The organism is Companilactobacillus keshanensis (assembly GCF_003946205.1).
GTDB lineage: Bacteria > Bacillota > Bacilli > Lactobacillales > Lactobacillaceae > Companilactobacillus > Companilactobacillus keshanensis.
Genome location: NZ_RHOS01000010.1, coordinates 57,472 through 71,307 on the forward strand (window position 1 = coordinate 57,472; position 13,836 = coordinate 71,307).

Annotated in this window: 15 protein-coding genes; 8 read left to right on the forward strand and 7 right to left on the reverse strand. The window is 35.5% G+C overall.

Features of this window, described 5'->3' with window-relative positions; translation table 11 throughout:
• Positions 1-76 precede the first annotated feature (76 nt).
• Positions 77-934: a GRP family sugar transporter gene (locus EKM64_RS06980; protein WP_125676997.1), complete on the reverse strand. Its 858-nt coding sequence runs from the start codon at positions 932-934 to the stop codon at positions 77-79.
• A gap of 167 nt (positions 935-1,101) precedes the next feature.
• Positions 1,102-2,127, reverse strand: coding sequence for a sugar kinase (locus tag EKM64_RS06985; protein ID WP_125676999.1), 1,026 nt, complete (start codon positions 2,125-2,127; stop codon positions 1,102-1,104).
• A 189-nt stretch (positions 2,128-2,316) separates the two neighbouring features.
• Here EKM64_RS06985 and EKM64_RS06990 point away from each other — a divergent pair, with 189 nt between their 5' ends.
• A complete protein-coding gene (locus tag EKM64_RS06990; protein ID WP_125677001.1) occupies positions 2,317-3,231 on the forward strand; it encodes a metal ABC transporter solute-binding protein in 915 nt (304 codons plus the stop codon).
• A gap of 53 nt (positions 3,232-3,284) precedes the next feature.
• On the opposite strand, the gene EKM64_RS06995 is transcribed toward EKM64_RS06990, so the two are convergent.
• Entirely contained in the window at positions 3,285-3,551 is a 267-nt protein-coding gene (locus EKM64_RS06995; protein WP_125677003.1) for a hypothetical protein, read from the reverse strand.
• Positions 3,552-3,742: 191 nt separating this feature from the next.
• On the opposite strand from EKM64_RS06995, the gene EKM64_RS07000 reads away from it, so the two are divergent.
• Positions 3,743-3,922 carry a hypothetical protein gene (locus EKM64_RS07000; RefSeq protein WP_164505317.1) on the forward strand — a complete coding sequence of 60 codons (180 nt, stop codon included), beginning with the start codon at positions 3,743-3,745 and terminating at the stop codon, positions 3,920-3,922.
• A gap of 80 nt (positions 3,923-4,002) precedes the next feature.
• Here EKM64_RS07000 and EKM64_RS07005 read toward each other — a convergent pair whose 3' ends face one another.
• Positions 4,003-4,446, reverse strand: a complete 444-nt coding sequence (locus tag EKM64_RS07005; RefSeq protein ID WP_164505320.1) for a Fur family transcriptional regulator — start codon at positions 4,444-4,446, stop codon at positions 4,003-4,005.
• Between the two features lie 140 nt (positions 4,447-4,586).
• Here EKM64_RS07005 and ppdK point away from each other — a divergent pair, with 140 nt between their 5' ends.
• From ppdK to EKM64_RS11395, 4 genes are all read left to right on the forward strand, one after another.
• Positions 4,587-7,199: a pyruvate, phosphate dikinase gene (gene ppdK / locus EKM64_RS07010; RefSeq protein ID WP_125677009.1), complete on the forward strand. Its 2,613-nt coding sequence runs from the start codon at positions 4,587-4,589 to the stop codon at positions 7,197-7,199.
• A gap of 85 nt (positions 7,200-7,284) precedes the next feature.
• Positions 7,285-7,911: a helix-turn-helix transcriptional regulator gene (locus EKM64_RS07015; RefSeq protein WP_125677011.1), complete on the forward strand. Its 627-nt coding sequence runs from the start codon at positions 7,285-7,287 to the stop codon at positions 7,909-7,911.
• A gap of 409 nt (positions 7,912-8,320) precedes the next feature.
• The gene (locus tag EKM64_RS07020; protein ID WP_125677013.1) at positions 8,321-9,223 is read left to right on the forward strand and encodes a metal ABC transporter solute-binding protein; all 903 of its coding nucleotides are present in this window, start codon (positions 8,321-8,323) and stop codon (positions 9,221-9,223) included.
• 2 nt (positions 9,224-9,225) lie between these two features.
• Positions 9,226-9,339 carry a putative metal homeostasis protein gene (locus EKM64_RS11395; protein WP_164505318.1) on the forward strand — a complete coding sequence of 38 codons (114 nt, stop codon included), beginning with the start codon at positions 9,226-9,228 and terminating at the stop codon, positions 9,337-9,339.
• Between the two features lie 161 nt (positions 9,340-9,500).
• Here the strand turns inward: EKM64_RS11395 and EKM64_RS07025 are convergent, their stop codons facing one another.
• From EKM64_RS07025 to EKM64_RS07035, 3 genes are all read right to left on the reverse strand, one after another.
• Complete coding sequence (locus EKM64_RS07025; RefSeq protein ID WP_125677015.1) at positions 9,501-9,974, reverse strand: GNAT family N-acetyltransferase; 474 nt, start codon at positions 9,972-9,974, stop codon at positions 9,501-9,503.
• A 5-nt stretch (positions 9,975-9,979) separates the two neighbouring features.
• Positions 9,980-10,789 carry an SDR family NAD(P)-dependent oxidoreductase gene (locus EKM64_RS07030; protein ID WP_125677017.1) on the reverse strand — a complete coding sequence of 270 codons (810 nt, stop codon included), beginning with the start codon at positions 10,787-10,789 and terminating at the stop codon, positions 9,980-9,982.
• A gap of 65 nt (positions 10,790-10,854) precedes the next feature.
• A complete protein-coding gene (locus EKM64_RS07035; RefSeq protein ID WP_125677019.1) occupies positions 10,855-11,430 on the reverse strand; it encodes a TetR/AcrR family transcriptional regulator in 576 nt (191 codons plus the stop codon).
• A gap of 94 nt (positions 11,431-11,524) precedes the next feature.
• Here EKM64_RS07035 and hemH point away from each other — a divergent pair, with 94 nt between their 5' ends.
• Both hemH and EKM64_RS07045 read left to right on the forward strand, forming a co-directional pair.
• Complete coding sequence (gene hemH, locus EKM64_RS07040) at positions 11,525-12,457, forward strand: ferrochelatase (protein ID WP_125677021.1); 933 nt, start codon at positions 11,525-11,527, stop codon at positions 12,455-12,457.
• Entirely contained in the window at positions 12,458-13,774 is a 1,317-nt protein-coding gene (locus EKM64_RS07045; RefSeq protein ID WP_125677023.1) for an Nramp family divalent metal transporter, read from the forward strand.
• The last annotated feature ends 62 nt before the right edge of the window (positions 13,775-13,836 follow it).

The window sequence follows — 13,836 nt, forward strand, 5'->3', positions numbered from 1 at the left end:
ATATACTAAAATCAAAACGAGCCGAAGAACGAAATGGCAAAAAAACAAACCCTTTTCAGGATTTGTCTGTTATTTTTTATAAAAATGCTGTCATAACACTACCTACAACGATTAATACTAATCCTGATAGTGTAAATTTAAGTTCCCTCGGTGTCTTAGTCTCATGTAAGATCAACAAGCCACCCAAAGTTGCAACGACTACGTTCAATTGCGTAATAACAAAGGCGGATGCTACACCAGCTGCCTGCGCTGCGAAAATATATGCTAATGAAGAAACACCAAAGTCTAGTCCGATCAATCCATTTAACCAGCTTTCTTTTTGAACGAAGCTCTTACCTTTAGTCATGATCAAGTTATAAATAAGTGCTCCAACAAAAATACCTAGCATTTCTGGGAAAAACAGATGTAACCCAGAAGCAGAGACTGCTTTTGGAAGTGCTCCGTATGCCCAGTAACCAACAGTGGTTGGCACTAAAACGGCCAATCCTTTAGCTAAAGAACCAGAAGTTGAATTACCAGCTTTTTTATCCGTGATGGCGGTAAACGTAACACCAATAACTACCAAAAGAATTGCAAGTAGTCCAACTAACTTAGCCGTATCGCCGCTCCATTCACCGAAAATAATAATTCCGATCAATGAAGTACCAACGACTTGTAACCCAGTCGTAATTGGCATAGTTCTCGTGACACCGATTTGAGTAAAGGAAATATATTGACCTACTTGACCCAATGACCACAAGAATCCGGCTCCAAAACTGATCCAGAAATTGATTCCAGATACGCTTCCATACATGGTATAAATAAACAAGCCTATAATTAATGAACCAAATCCTGTACCAAAAATTTGATTCGAAGGGCTTCCTCCAACTTTACTAGCTATAAGGGGTTGTATTCCCCAACCTAAAGCCGGAATAAGCGCTAACAAGACACCCAAAAAATCACTCTTTTCTTAAAAAATTTCAAATTACTTAACCATTCTGATATGGTTTCTAGTTGTCTAGACCAAAAGATTATATACTTTGTTTTAATTAACTACAATAACAAAATACATGATATACATGGTAACACTTTCATAATCTTGTGTGTTATAGAATGTTTAGACTATCTTTTCATCGCTGTAGCGCTGTCTTTTTTCATAACGTCACGAATTTCTGACTCACTAACTAGGTTGAGATCGCCACCGATCGTCAATTTCAATACACTGGCAGCAATTGCATAGTTGACTTGTTCTTGTCCCTTGAAGTCATTCAAGAATCCGTGCATCAATCCTGCACCGAAAGCATCTCCACCAGCAACACCTTCATAAACATGAACTTGATAAACCGGACTCTCATAAAATTCACCATCCCTGATCATAAGGGCCGACCATTTACTGTCTTCTACTGAGTAAATATTTCTCAATACGCTAGCTACTGTATGACAATTAGGATACAGTTCAGAAACTTGCTTCATTGCCTTTTTGAAACTATCCTTTTGTTCGATACCACGACTCATATCTCCATCAAAACTCTTGATTCCTAAGCTAGCTTCAAAATCTTCATCATGAACTAAGCAAATATTTACAAACGGCATGACTTTTTTACTAAAGGATTGTGCTTCTTCAGGAGTCCACATCTTGCCGCGGTAGTTCATATCACAGACAACTTGAATATTATTGTTTTTACAGTATTGGCAAGCTTCCAAAACTGCCGTTTGCAATTCTTTTGAAATAGCTGGAGTTATTCCTGAAAAGTAAAAATAATCAATTCCTGAAAAGATATTCTTCCAGTCATATTCTGATGATTTAGAAACAGCTAGAGAACTTCCGGCACGATCATAAACAACTGTCGTTCCACGCACACTAGCACCCTTTTCAAAGAAATAAATCCCTAATCTTGGCCCACCACGTAAAATTTGATCTGTGTTAACTCCATATTTTCTTAGTGTTCCTAAAGCGGTATCTCCTAACAAATTATCAGGGAACTTCGTTAAATATGTGGCTGAATCACCTTGAAGAGCTAAGGATACGGCTACATTGGCTTCGGCCCCTCCATAAGATGCCTCAAATGAATTTGATTGAACGATTCTATTATTGGCTGATGGTTTTAAACGCAACATCATTTCGCCAAATGTTAATACATTTTTCATGTCGATTACCTTTCCTATACATAAACTATAAATATTATTCAGTAATAACAATTATAGAGCCTAACCATCAATTAATGAAAGCCCTTTCTTGACTATAAATCATTGAATAACTGTAAACAGTAAGTATTACCGTTTACAAATTTTAAATAATCATTTATTGTAGATAGTATTATCTATTGAGGAAAAAAAATGAACAAATCAAAAAGAATAATTTTGACTTTGAGTGTAGCATTGCTAAGTATCTTCTTAGCCAGCTGTTCTGCCAAAGCAACTACACATCATAACGGTAAGATAAATATAGTAGCTACGACTGATTTTTACGGAGAAGTCGCCAAAGCTGTTGTTGGAGATAAGGGAAACGTCACTGCTATCATCAACAATCCCGCCATTGATCCACATGATTACGAACCAACAACAGAAATTGCCAAAAAAGTTAGCCGTGCTGATATTACTGTAGCCAATGGCGTAGGCTACGATTCATGGATGAATAAATTAACAAGTGATTCTAGTAACGCTGTTTTCATTAAAGTTGGCGAAGATATTATGCACAAAAAAAGCGGTGACAATCCACATCTCTGGTATAATCCCAAAACTATGCCTAAATACGCTAACTATTTAGCTAATGAATTAGCTAAAAAGCAGCCTAAAAATAAGAAGTATTTTAAAGACAACGCTAAAAAGTACATTGCCTCATTAAAACCTGTCAGAACTGAATTAACTAAACTAAAATCAACCGCTAAAAAAACTAAGAATAAAGAGGTTTACGTTAGTGAGCCCGTCTTCGACTATTCTATTAAAGCAATGGGTTTCATTGTTGGTGATAAAAATTTCGAAAAGGCTATCGAAAATGGAACCGATCCCTCACCCAAAGTGGTCAAAGATATGCGTGATGGTCTTCATAATAAGAAAGTTTCATTTTTAGTCTATAATGAACAGGCCGAAAGTAAGACCGTAAATAATCTTGTTCAACTGGCCCACAAAAGCGACATTCCCGTCTTAAAAGTTACTGAAACTTTACCTACAGGTAAGACTTATAAAGAATGGATGCTTTCACAGTACAAGCAATTGAATAAAATTTTAAAAGAAAAAGGAGTCGGGAAATAATTTTCCACTCCTTTTTGTGTATGTTAAAACAAGCCTGTCTTCGGCCCTGCAATTTATTTATTTATTTTTCTACGTTCTCTGATATTACTGATGTTGCCAATAACGACTTCTTTAAATTCATTCAAATCAAAATTGTAAATGTCTGATAGAACGAATAGCAATTCACCGTCGATTATCTTGTTCTTATCAGTTTCAATGGCACTCAAAACTGATGTAGAAGTAGAATAACCATACTTATCTTTGGCAATATGGGTTACTTGTAATAATGTAAGTTCTGAAAAGAACCTTTTAGTTTTTAAATATCTTCCAATTGTTATCATGTGTCAAATATAACCTCTATCTTTCATATATGATATTTTAGCGTAAATTACGACACTTTGCTAAAAAAATATGTTGAAATATTCTACAAATTAACTTAGTATATAGGTGTAATCCTTATTGAAGGAAAATATATTCCACGAAGGAAAAAATTACAATGTATGATAATCAGTGTCTAAAAACTTTCTGTCTTATGCACCAAATCAAGCAAAGTGACATTGCCGACTTGTTAGAGAAATCTAAATCGACTGTTCATCGTAAGAACAGGGATCTGGGCTTTACTCAACAGGAAATTATCAAGCTCCACGAAACCTATGATATTCCCATTGAAGTCTTCTTCCACAATAGCGATGATGAAGAAGTTCCAATCTAACACCCCATTTATAGGGAGGATATTTTTGGGTGCAAAAAAATAAAATTTCATCCTAAATAAAGATTCAAAAAGCCAAACTTCTATTCAAGAGGTTTGGCTTTTTCATTTTGTGCTTTTACGCAATCGGGGCACAAACCATAGATCTCAATAGCATGTGTGTCGACTTGGCAGCCTGGTAATTGTTTAGTGAAGAAATCCATAGGACACTCCTTTAATTCAATCACTTTACCGCAATTAGAACAAATAAAATGATGATGATGTGGTTGTTCAAAATCACATTGAAACTTGATCATCGTCTTATTCTTCTCTTGATATTCTACTAAGCCAATATCTGAAAACTCTTTAATATTTCGATAAACCGTATTGTGACTGATGCCTGGATATAATGATCGCATATAGGCGTCAACAACACTGATCTGAACATAACTTGAAATAAACTTACTCAAATAATCAATCAAATCAATTCGTTGTTTGGTCACTTTATAATTGTTGTTTTTTAAAATTTGAAGTGCTTCTTTCAAAATATTCACCTGTTCTAATTATTTTTATAAGTTTAACACATCGAAAGCTTTTATTTATGTAAGCCCTTGCATTAATATAATATGTCATATATAGTCTAATTGTTATTTAATACATCATATTGATGACTAAGGAGATATATCTGATGAAACAAATTTATTTCTTTTCCGAAGGTAACAAAGACATGCGCCAACTTTTAGGTGGTAAAGGAGCAAATCTGGCCGAAATGACTAGATTAAAACTTCCCGTTCCAGCGGGTTTTACGATCACCACTGAAGCTTGCCATGCGTACCAAAGAAATAATAATGAACTCAGCGACAGTCTCATTCAAGAAATTGATAATGCTTTGATTAAATTAAGCGAATATACAAATAAAAGCTTTAATGACAAAACTAATCCCCTCTTGATCTCGGTTCGTTCTGGTGCTGCGATTTCCATGCCCGGAATGATGGATACTATTTTAAATATCGGTTTGAATGACGAATCCGTTGTTGCTTTAGCAAAAATAACTAACAACGAACGTTTCGCTTATGACAGTTATCGCCGTCTGTTAGCTATGTTTGGTAACGTAGTCTACGGTATTTCTGAAGAAATCTTTGATCAAGTTTTAACTGATACTAAAAAGGATAATAATTACAAATCCGACATTGAATTAACAACAGACGATCTAAAATCCATTGTAGAGCGTTTCAAGGAGATTTACACCCAAGATGCTCACAAGGCCTTCCCTCAAAATCCACAAGAACAGCTACTAGCCGCAGTCAACTCAGTTTTTGAATCTTGGGACAATAATCGTGCTCGTGTTTATCGTAAACAAAATAACATTCCTGAAACTCTGGGGACAGCCGTAAATGTTCAAACAATGGTCTTTGGTAATGCTGGTGAGGACTGTGGTACTGGAGTTGCTTTTACTAGAAATCCTGCTACTGGAGAGAAGAACCTTTTTGGTGAATATCTACTGAATGCTCAAGGTGAAGACGTTGTTTCTGGCGTTAGAACCCCTCAACCAATCGATACTTTAAAATTATCTATGCCAAAAATTTACGATCAATTCGCCGAAATTGCTCAAAAGCTTGAGGATCACTACGAAGATATGCAAGATCTTGAATTTACGATCGAACATGGAGAACTTTTCTTATTACAAGCTCGTGATGGTAAACGTACTCCAGAAGCAGCTGTTAAAATTGCCGTTGACCTGGTTAATGAAGGCTTGATCGGCAAAAAAACGGCTATTAAGCGTATTGACCCAGAATCAATTTCAGCAATGCTACATGCCGATTTTGATAAAGTCGAACTAAAGAAACACACATCTCTAACGACCGGACTTCCTGCCTCACCTGGTGCCGCTAGTGGACAAATTTATTTCACGGCTGAAGAGGCCAAAAATGCTCACGACGACAAACATCAAAAAGTTATCTTAGTTCGCCAAGATACTTCACCTGAAGATATAGAGGGTATGGTCGTTAGTGAGGCTATCGTAACTTCTCGTGGTGGTATGACATCTCACGCTGCTGTCGTTGCCCGAGGAATGGGTTCTACCGGTGTTGTCGGTGCACATGAACTACAAGTGGACTACAAAAATAAAGTCGCTAAGATCAACGATACGGTCCTCAAGCCTGGTGATTGGATCTCAGTTGACGGTACTAAGGGTAAAATCTATTCCGGTCAGATCCCTACTAGTGAGGCTGTTATTAAGGGTGATCTTTCAATCCTACTAGATTGGGCCAAGGAAATAAGTGACATGGGTGTCTACACTAATGCTGATACACCTGCAGATTTCCAAAAGGCACTCGATTTTGATGCTGATGGAATTGGTTTAACTAGAACTGAGCACATGTTCTTCAAGGCTGAAAGACTTCTACAAATGAGACGTCTCATTTTGGCCAAAGACGCCACTGGTAGAAAAGATCCGCTTGAAAAATTACTTGCTATGCAACAAAACGACTTCTATGAAATATATAAATTATCTGCTGGTAAATCCGTTACTGTAAGACTTTTGGACCCACCTTTACACGAATTTTTACCTCACGATACTAAAGAAATCAAGTTAGTAGCTGATGAATTAAATGAAACTACTGAAGATCTGGAAAATCGTATTGACTCACTCAAAGAACTCAATCCTATGCTGGGGCATCGTGGTGATCGTCTAGCAGTCACTTTCCCAGATATTTATCAAATGCAAGTCCGTGCGATCATTAATGCCGTCTTACGTCTAAAAGATGAAGGGATCGAGATCAAGCCACATATCATGATTCCCTTAACAGATTCTAAAGCAGAAATGCAATGGGTCAGAAATCTGGTCGAAAATCAGATCAAAGAGTTATCAAGTGACGTCGAATACCAAGTTGGTACGATGATGGAAATGCCTAGAGCCTGTGTAACTGCCAATCAAATTGCTGAAGTGTCAGACTTCTTCAGTTTTGGCACCAACGATTTAACTCAGCTTACCTTCGGATATTCTCGTGATGACGTCGGTTCATTCATGCCTGAATACATCAAACAAGGTATATTGCCTAATGATCCCTTCCAATCAGTCGATATTGAAGGCGTCGGAGAATTGATGAAAATGGCCGTTGATCGTGGCCGTCAAACTAACAAACAGTTACCAATCGGTGTCTGTGGTGAAGTTGGTGGTGATCCTAAGTCGATCCAATTCTTTGACAAGATCGGTATAACCTATGTATCTTGCTCACCTTACCGTATTCCTGTCGCTAGAATTTCTGCAGCTCAAGCTACTATAAACAAAAAAGATCAATAAGAATTATAACGTGATATTGCTAGTAAATATAATTATATATATAATGAGTATAAATTTACTTACCAGAAAATTTTGGAGAAATATCATGTATTTAACAAAAAGACAAAAACAAATCATCGAACTAACAAAAGAAAAAAGTCCTATGACCAGCGAACAAATCGCTGAAAAACTCGATCTGCATGTGCCTACGATCCGTGGAGATCTGCGTTTACTGACTGCAATTGAAATCTTGAAATCCCGCCCTAAAGTAGGCTATGAATTTTCTCAGATGCCAAAATCCAGTCTAAATTTTGAAGAACTTTATGACAGTTCTATCGCCAATATTCTAAAGAAACCCATTTTTGTTCAGGTAAATACTACCCTGCAAGAATGTGTCAATATCCTTTTCCTAAAGGATTCTGGATCTCTTTACGTCGTAGATGATAATAAAAACCTACTCGGACTCATTTCAAGAAAAGATCTACTATCAGTAACCGTAAATAATGCTGACACTGATTCAATGGTAGCCAGCATGGTTATGACCAGAATGCCAAATTTAATAACCGTAACTTCCGATATGACGATCATAGAAGTTGGAAAACTGCTCTTCCAACACGAAGTCGACTCATTGCCAGTTACAGAAAAAGAGAACCCTAGACAAGTCGTTGGAAAAATAACGAAAAATCGCATTTTCCAATACTTTGTTGAATTAGGACTTAGATATGAAAATTAGAGAGCGTAGCAATGCGTTTTACTCTTGAGCATTACATAGAATAATGAAAATAGTGGTCTATGCTATTATCATTATCCGTAGTAAGCACAGAGAGTTGCATTGCGTAGCTCGTTTTAGCAATGCGTTTTACTCTTGAGCATTACATAGGTTAATGAAAATAGCGGTCTATGCTATTATCATTATCCGTAGTAAGCACAGAGAGTTGCATTGCGTAGCTCGTTTTAGTCGAGCGTTTAACTCTTGAGCATTACATAGAACATGTACAACATCCACAAAGCCGATACCTATTCATCCAGGTATCGGTTTTTTAATATTCTTAATTTGTAAATGATAATCATTACTATTTACAAATATATCTTTTTTATATATCATTAAATAGTAATCATTACTATTTAGAGGAGAAATATATATGTTTTCAAAGAAATTTAAATTTTTATTCACTTTTATTGGGGTAATATCCTTAATGATCTTTTTGACGGCCTGCAGTAACAAACAATCCAGTAACGGTAAGATAAAAATTGTCACCTCCACTGATTTTTACGGAGAAGTTGCCAAAGCAGTCGTTGGTAACAAGGGTTCTGTCCAATCGATCATTGATAAGCCTGGCGTTGATCCACACGATTATGAACCTACTACTGGAATTGCAAAAGATGTGTCTGGTGCTGACATCACAATTGCTAACGGTCTTGGTTATGATTCATGGATGAATAAACTTTCTAAAAATGATGCCACAACAAATATTTTAGTTGGTGAAAATATCATGAAAAAGAAATCTGGATCCAATCCGCATCTTTGGTATAATCCCAAAACCATGCCAAAATTGGCTACCTATTTAGCTAACGAACTTGGTAAAAAACAACCTAAGAATAAAGCCTACTTTAAAAAGAATGCCGAAAAATATATCAAATCACTTAAACCCGTTCAAAATGAATTGGGGCAACTGAAACAAACAGCAAAATCGACTAATAATAAAAAAGTCTATGTTAGTGAACCAGTTTTTGACTACTCTATTGCAGATATGGGATTTAAAGTTGGTAATAAAAATTTTGAAAAGGCAATCGAAAATGGAACAGATCCTTCACCCAAAGTAGTCAAAAATATGCGTCAAGGCATTATGGAACAAAAAATTTCCTTTCTAGTGTATAATTCACAGTCCGACAGCAAAACCGTTGATAATATGGTGAGATTAGCAAATAAAAATAACATCCCCGTTTTAAAAGTAACCGAAACATTACCGGCTAATAAAACGTATAAAGAATGGATGTTGTCGCAGTACAAACAACTAAATAAAATTCTTATTGAGGAGCAATAATTATGGCCGAAAAATTCGATAAAGCAAGTTCATTACGTCGTTTGAAATCAAAGAATATCAAAACTAGACGACGTGCCAAAAAAATTTTAAATAGTAGCAAACGTAAAAATAAATAATAAGTGCTGTAACAGAGCAGCCCAAAAGTAAAATAGCAGATATTGTTAATCGTTTAAGTAATATTAAAATTTATACTAAAAAAGGTGGCCATTCACGGCTACCTTTTTTAGTATAGTTTTGACAAAGTTTCTAGATGTCACAGCTACTAGTATTTTAATTTCTATTCAAAATTCCAAATAAAAGTTAATTCAGATAATATCTGTCGTCCAATTTTGATCTTCGATTTTTTATAAAGTTCGGCACCATATTTTTGATAAAAATATTTAGTTTTATTAGCTTCCAAAACATGGACGTAAATCATTTTGGATGGCTTTAAATAATCTAGTCCCTGCATTAATAATTGTTTACCTAATCCTTTACCTTGATAATCATCCAACAAGTAAATTGCTCCTAAAAAATCCTTATCATCAATTCTTTCTGATCTCACATATCCAACAATTTTACCATGGGCTTCTGCAACAAATATCTTATTCCGATTATTCAAAAAATGCTTATTCCATCTTTCAGTGGTCTCTTTAAAAGATAAATCTCTTAAAAATTCACGATCAATAATTCCGGCATATGTTGTCTGCCAACTAGCAATATTTATTTTAGCTATGTCTTTTATATCGCTTATTTTTGCTTCTCTGATCATAATACCTACTTTATGACCCTAGAAACAAGTGCTTTATATGCTCTAGGCATTGTTCTGGCAAAGGCAACTGCTGCATGGTCAGTAATGGAATTAAAGTAACGTCTCTTAGGTTTTATATCTGTAGCTGCTTTATAAAACACTTTAGCTAGATCTTCTGAAGTCGCATTAGTAGAAATTTTAGACATCAATTCATCAACTCTATCAATCATTGGACCGTATGGAGAATTTTCGGCAAGATTCTTTCGAACATTATCAAATGCTACCTTGCTCCATTCTGACTTAGTACCACCTGGTTGCACGATCACTGAACGGATCCCAAATTGTTTTACCTCTAAGTCTAAAGAGTCACTCCACATATTTAATCCCGCTTTAGTTGCGTAATACCAACCGCCTAGGGGTGAATAAATATCTCCACCAATTGAAGATATATTAACTATTCGTCCATATCCTTGGCGACGCATAACTGGAAGAACTAGTTTAGTTATACGATCAACTCCAAATAAGTTGACATCAAATTGCTTTTGAACATTTTCCATAGGGATCTCTTCCAAAGGTCCAAATTCACCATATCCAGCATTATTGACTAAAACATCAATTTGTCCTTGTTCAGCAACTGCCTTATCAACTAAATTTATTAAAGAGAGTTTATCAGTCACGTCTAGTTTCTGAGTGTGAATACCAGCTTCTTTTAAATCTTGTAATTTTTCAACTCGACGAGCTCCTCCATAAACTTCAAATCCTTGTTTCTGAAAATATAGTGCTGCTGCATGTCCCATTCCTGATGAAATTCCTGTAATAATCGCTACTTTTGTCATAATTTTTTCCTCTTCCTTTTTTAAAGAACAATCGTTCAGTTAACATTTAAATAAAAAGTCGAAATTTATTCGACTAAACTATTTACTAAAATATCCAACATTTCTGTTAATTGTTTTTCTGGAACTGATTGTCCTTTTTTAAAATAATATTCAATTAGTTGGGCTATTGGCGAGAATAGAATTGAAATTACTATCCTCTGATCGTTTGTGATCCAATAACCTTTTTCTACACCTTCATTGAACAGATCCATTATCGGTTGAGCCAATTTTTCTGAAGATTTTAATATTTCTGGTTCGACCTCACTTGGATTAGCTTGGACTGCCCTCATAAAATTAGCTTGCAAAGGATACGAGATAAAGCGATTTGCAAAATGCTCTACTCCATTCCTCACCCGTTTCTTATAAGGTAATGAGGAATCAATCTTTGCGGATAGTCCCTCATCAGTCAAACGCTTGACTTCAAGATAAATTTTGCCTAACATGTCGGTTTTATTTTCAAAATATACATAGATAGTCGCCTTACTGACCCCGGCTCTCTTCGCTATTTTCCCAATCGATAGGTTAGTGATACCTTCATCATACGTTATCTCAAACACTGCTTGAATAACTAGCTTTCTTTTCGCTTCGTCTATTTTTCGCATGCCCTTATACTAAACGGTCGTTCTTTTATTGTCAACATTTTTTTTTAAAATAATAGTTTATAATTGATTTATAGAAATGGGGGGTTTGATAAATATGAAACATGGTCTTCTATTAGTTAACTTAGGTTCACCCGCTTCACCAGAGACAAGCGACGTAAAAGAATATCTAAAAGAATTTTTAAGTGATCAGAATGTTATTGAAATGCCAAAGTCAATTTGGCAACCGATACTTAGAGGAATGATTTTGCCAACAAGATCTTGGCGTTCTGCTACTTTCTATAAACATATCTGGAGTAAGAGTGGTTCTCCTCTGATCGTTTATACTCAAATCATTCGTGATCAAGTTCGAGAATTATTACCCGATTGGGACGTTGAAATGGCCATGACTTATGGCACACCTAAAATAGTCGATACCTTAAAAGCAATGGAAGATAACGGTTGTGACGAAACAATCGTCATTCCCCTATTTCCGCAATACACACAAAGTACTCATAAGACGATCATTGATAAAGCTAAATCTGCTAATGTTCCAATAAAAATAATCGAACATTTTTATGAGAACGTTGAATATCAAAAGATTTTGGCACAGCATATTCAAAAATCAGTCGATGAATTTGAATATGATCAGTTATTATTCAGTTATCATGGGATCCCCACTGCTATGATCAATCATGGTGATCCCTATCAAAAGCAATGTGAAGAGACCACTTCCGCAATTTCAAAGCTGATAACTTTTCCTAATGAAAAAATCAAAACCGTCTATCAGTCAAAATTTGGCCCTATGCCTTGGTTAAAGCCATATTTAAAAAACGAACTTTCTCAGTTAGTCGCCGTCGGTAAACGTAATGTTCTTATCGTTACGCCTTCTTTTGTGGCTGATTGCTTGGAAACCTTAGAAGAAGACAATGTTCAAAATTATCAAAGTTTTAAGGCCAGTGGCGGTGATCGTTTTAAATTAGTTGAACCAATGAACGATGATCCAAGATTTAGTCAATTTATTGCTAATCTAGCCTTTGAGGCAAAATAAATGGAAAAGAAAAGTCTGGAAGAAATAAATGAAAGTATTAAAGTTCCAAGCGTTTATGAAGCATCTTTCTTTCAAAAATTTTTAGCATATAGTGGACCTGGAGCATTAGTGGCCGTCGGGTATATGGACCCTGGAAATTGGCTAACTTCCCTGTCTGGCGGATCAGAGTACCGTTATGAATTATTATCAGTTCTTCTAATGTCAATATTGGTGGCAATGTTTATGCAAATTTTGTCGATAAAACTCGGTGTCGTGGCTAGACAAGATCTTGCTCAAGCGATTTCTGCTAAAATTCCTAAATTTGGTCGTTATACGCTTTGGATAATCAATGAATTAGCTATGGTAGCGACCGATATGACTGGTGTTATCGGTACTGCTGTTGCCTTAAAATTATTATTCGGTCTACCCTTACTTTATGGAATACTACTGACTATCTTAGATGTTCTAATAGTTTTACTATTTTTAAGATTTGGAATCAGACGAATTGAATTCATCGTTTTACTTTCTATTTTGACAGTTGGCGTCATCTTTGGAATTGAAGTTTTTCGAGCTCATCCTAATACACCTTCAATAATGAATGGACTGCTTCCAACAAATGATCTTTGGCAAAATCATAAAAAATTGATCATTAGCTTAGGAATTATGGGTGCGACGATCATGCCTCATAATATTTATTTACATTCGTCACTGGCTCAAAGCCGTCGATACGACCATAATGATCCAGCACAGGTAGACGAGGCCTTGCGTTTTGCTAAATGGGATTCCAACGTTCACCTGATAGTCGCCTTTTTCATCAATGCTTTACTATTAATACTCGGTGGTACACTGTTTTTCCAAACCAATAGTCAGTTAACTAATTTTGAAGATGTCTTCAACGGTTTAAACAATTCTCATATTGTTGGAACACTGGCAAGTCCCATCATGAGTGAGCTATTTGCCTTTGCTCTTCTAATAACGGGACTAATTTCATCGATCACTAGTACCTTATCAGGTCAAATAGTTATGGAAGGATATCTCCATATTCGTTTACCCTTATGGCAAAGACGACTATTAACTCGTTTTGTAACCTTGATCCCAATACTATTTATAGGTTTTGCCGTTGGTTTCAATGAACAAGATTTTGAAAATATGATTGTCTATGCTCAAATTGCTTTGAGTATTGCATTACCATTCACTCTTTTCCCAATGATAATTTTAACTAGTAACAAAAAATTAATGGGAAGGCATGTGAACAGTAAATTCACCATGATAGTGGGAATAATTTTAACTACTATTATTACTTTTTTAAATCTTAGGCTGATCAATTCCATTATTTAATTGACCTGTACTATTTTAATAACAATCAAAAAATACCATCCAAATATACGAAATTTGTATAT

Excerpts from the sequence above, each read along its gene's own strand:
- EKM64_RS06985 (WP_125676999.1), bottom strand. The coding sequence starts at position 2,127 with ATGAAAAATGTATTAACATTTGGCGAAATGATGTTGCGTTTAAAACCA.
- EKM64_RS06990 (WP_125677001.1), top strand. The coding sequence starts at position 2,317 with ATGAACAAATCAAAAAGAATAATTTTGACTTTGAGTGTAGCATTGCTA.
- EKM64_RS06995 (WP_125677003.1), bottom strand. The coding sequence starts at position 3,551 with ATGATAACAATTGGAAGATATTTAAAAACTAAAAGGTTCTTTTCAGAA.
- EKM64_RS07000 (WP_164505317.1), top strand. The coding sequence starts at position 3,743 with ATGCACCAAATCAAGCAAAGTGACATTGCCGACTTGTTAGAGAAATCT.
- ppdK (WP_125677009.1), top strand. The coding sequence starts at position 4,587 with ATGAAACAAATTTATTTCTTTTCCGAAGGTAACAAAGACATGCGCCAA.
- EKM64_RS07015 (WP_125677011.1), top strand. The coding sequence starts at position 7,285 with ATGTATTTAACAAAAAGACAAAAACAAATCATCGAACTAACAAAAGAA.
- EKM64_RS07020 (WP_125677013.1), top strand. The coding sequence starts at position 8,321 with ATGTTTTCAAAGAAATTTAAATTTTTATTCACTTTTATTGGGGTAATA.
- EKM64_RS11395 (WP_164505318.1), top strand. The coding sequence starts at position 9,226 with ATGGCCGAAAAATTCGATAAAGCAAGTTCATTACGTCGTTTGAAATCA.
- EKM64_RS07025 (WP_125677015.1), bottom strand. The coding sequence starts at position 9,974 with ATGATCAGAGAAGCAAAAATAAGCGATATAAAAGACATAGCTAAAATA.
- EKM64_RS07030 (WP_125677017.1), bottom strand. The coding sequence starts at position 10,789 with ATGACAAAAGTAGCGATTATTACAGGAATTTCATCAGGAATGGGACAT.
- EKM64_RS07035 (WP_125677019.1), bottom strand. The coding sequence starts at position 11,430 with ATGCGAAAAATAGACGAAGCGAAAAGAAAGCTAGTTATTCAAGCAGTG.
- hemH (WP_125677021.1), top strand. The coding sequence starts at position 11,525 with ATGAAACATGGTCTTCTATTAGTTAACTTAGGTTCACCCGCTTCACCA.
- EKM64_RS07045 (WP_125677023.1), top strand. The coding sequence starts at position 12,458 with ATGGAAAAGAAAAGTCTGGAAGAAATAAATGAAAGTATTAAAGTTCCA.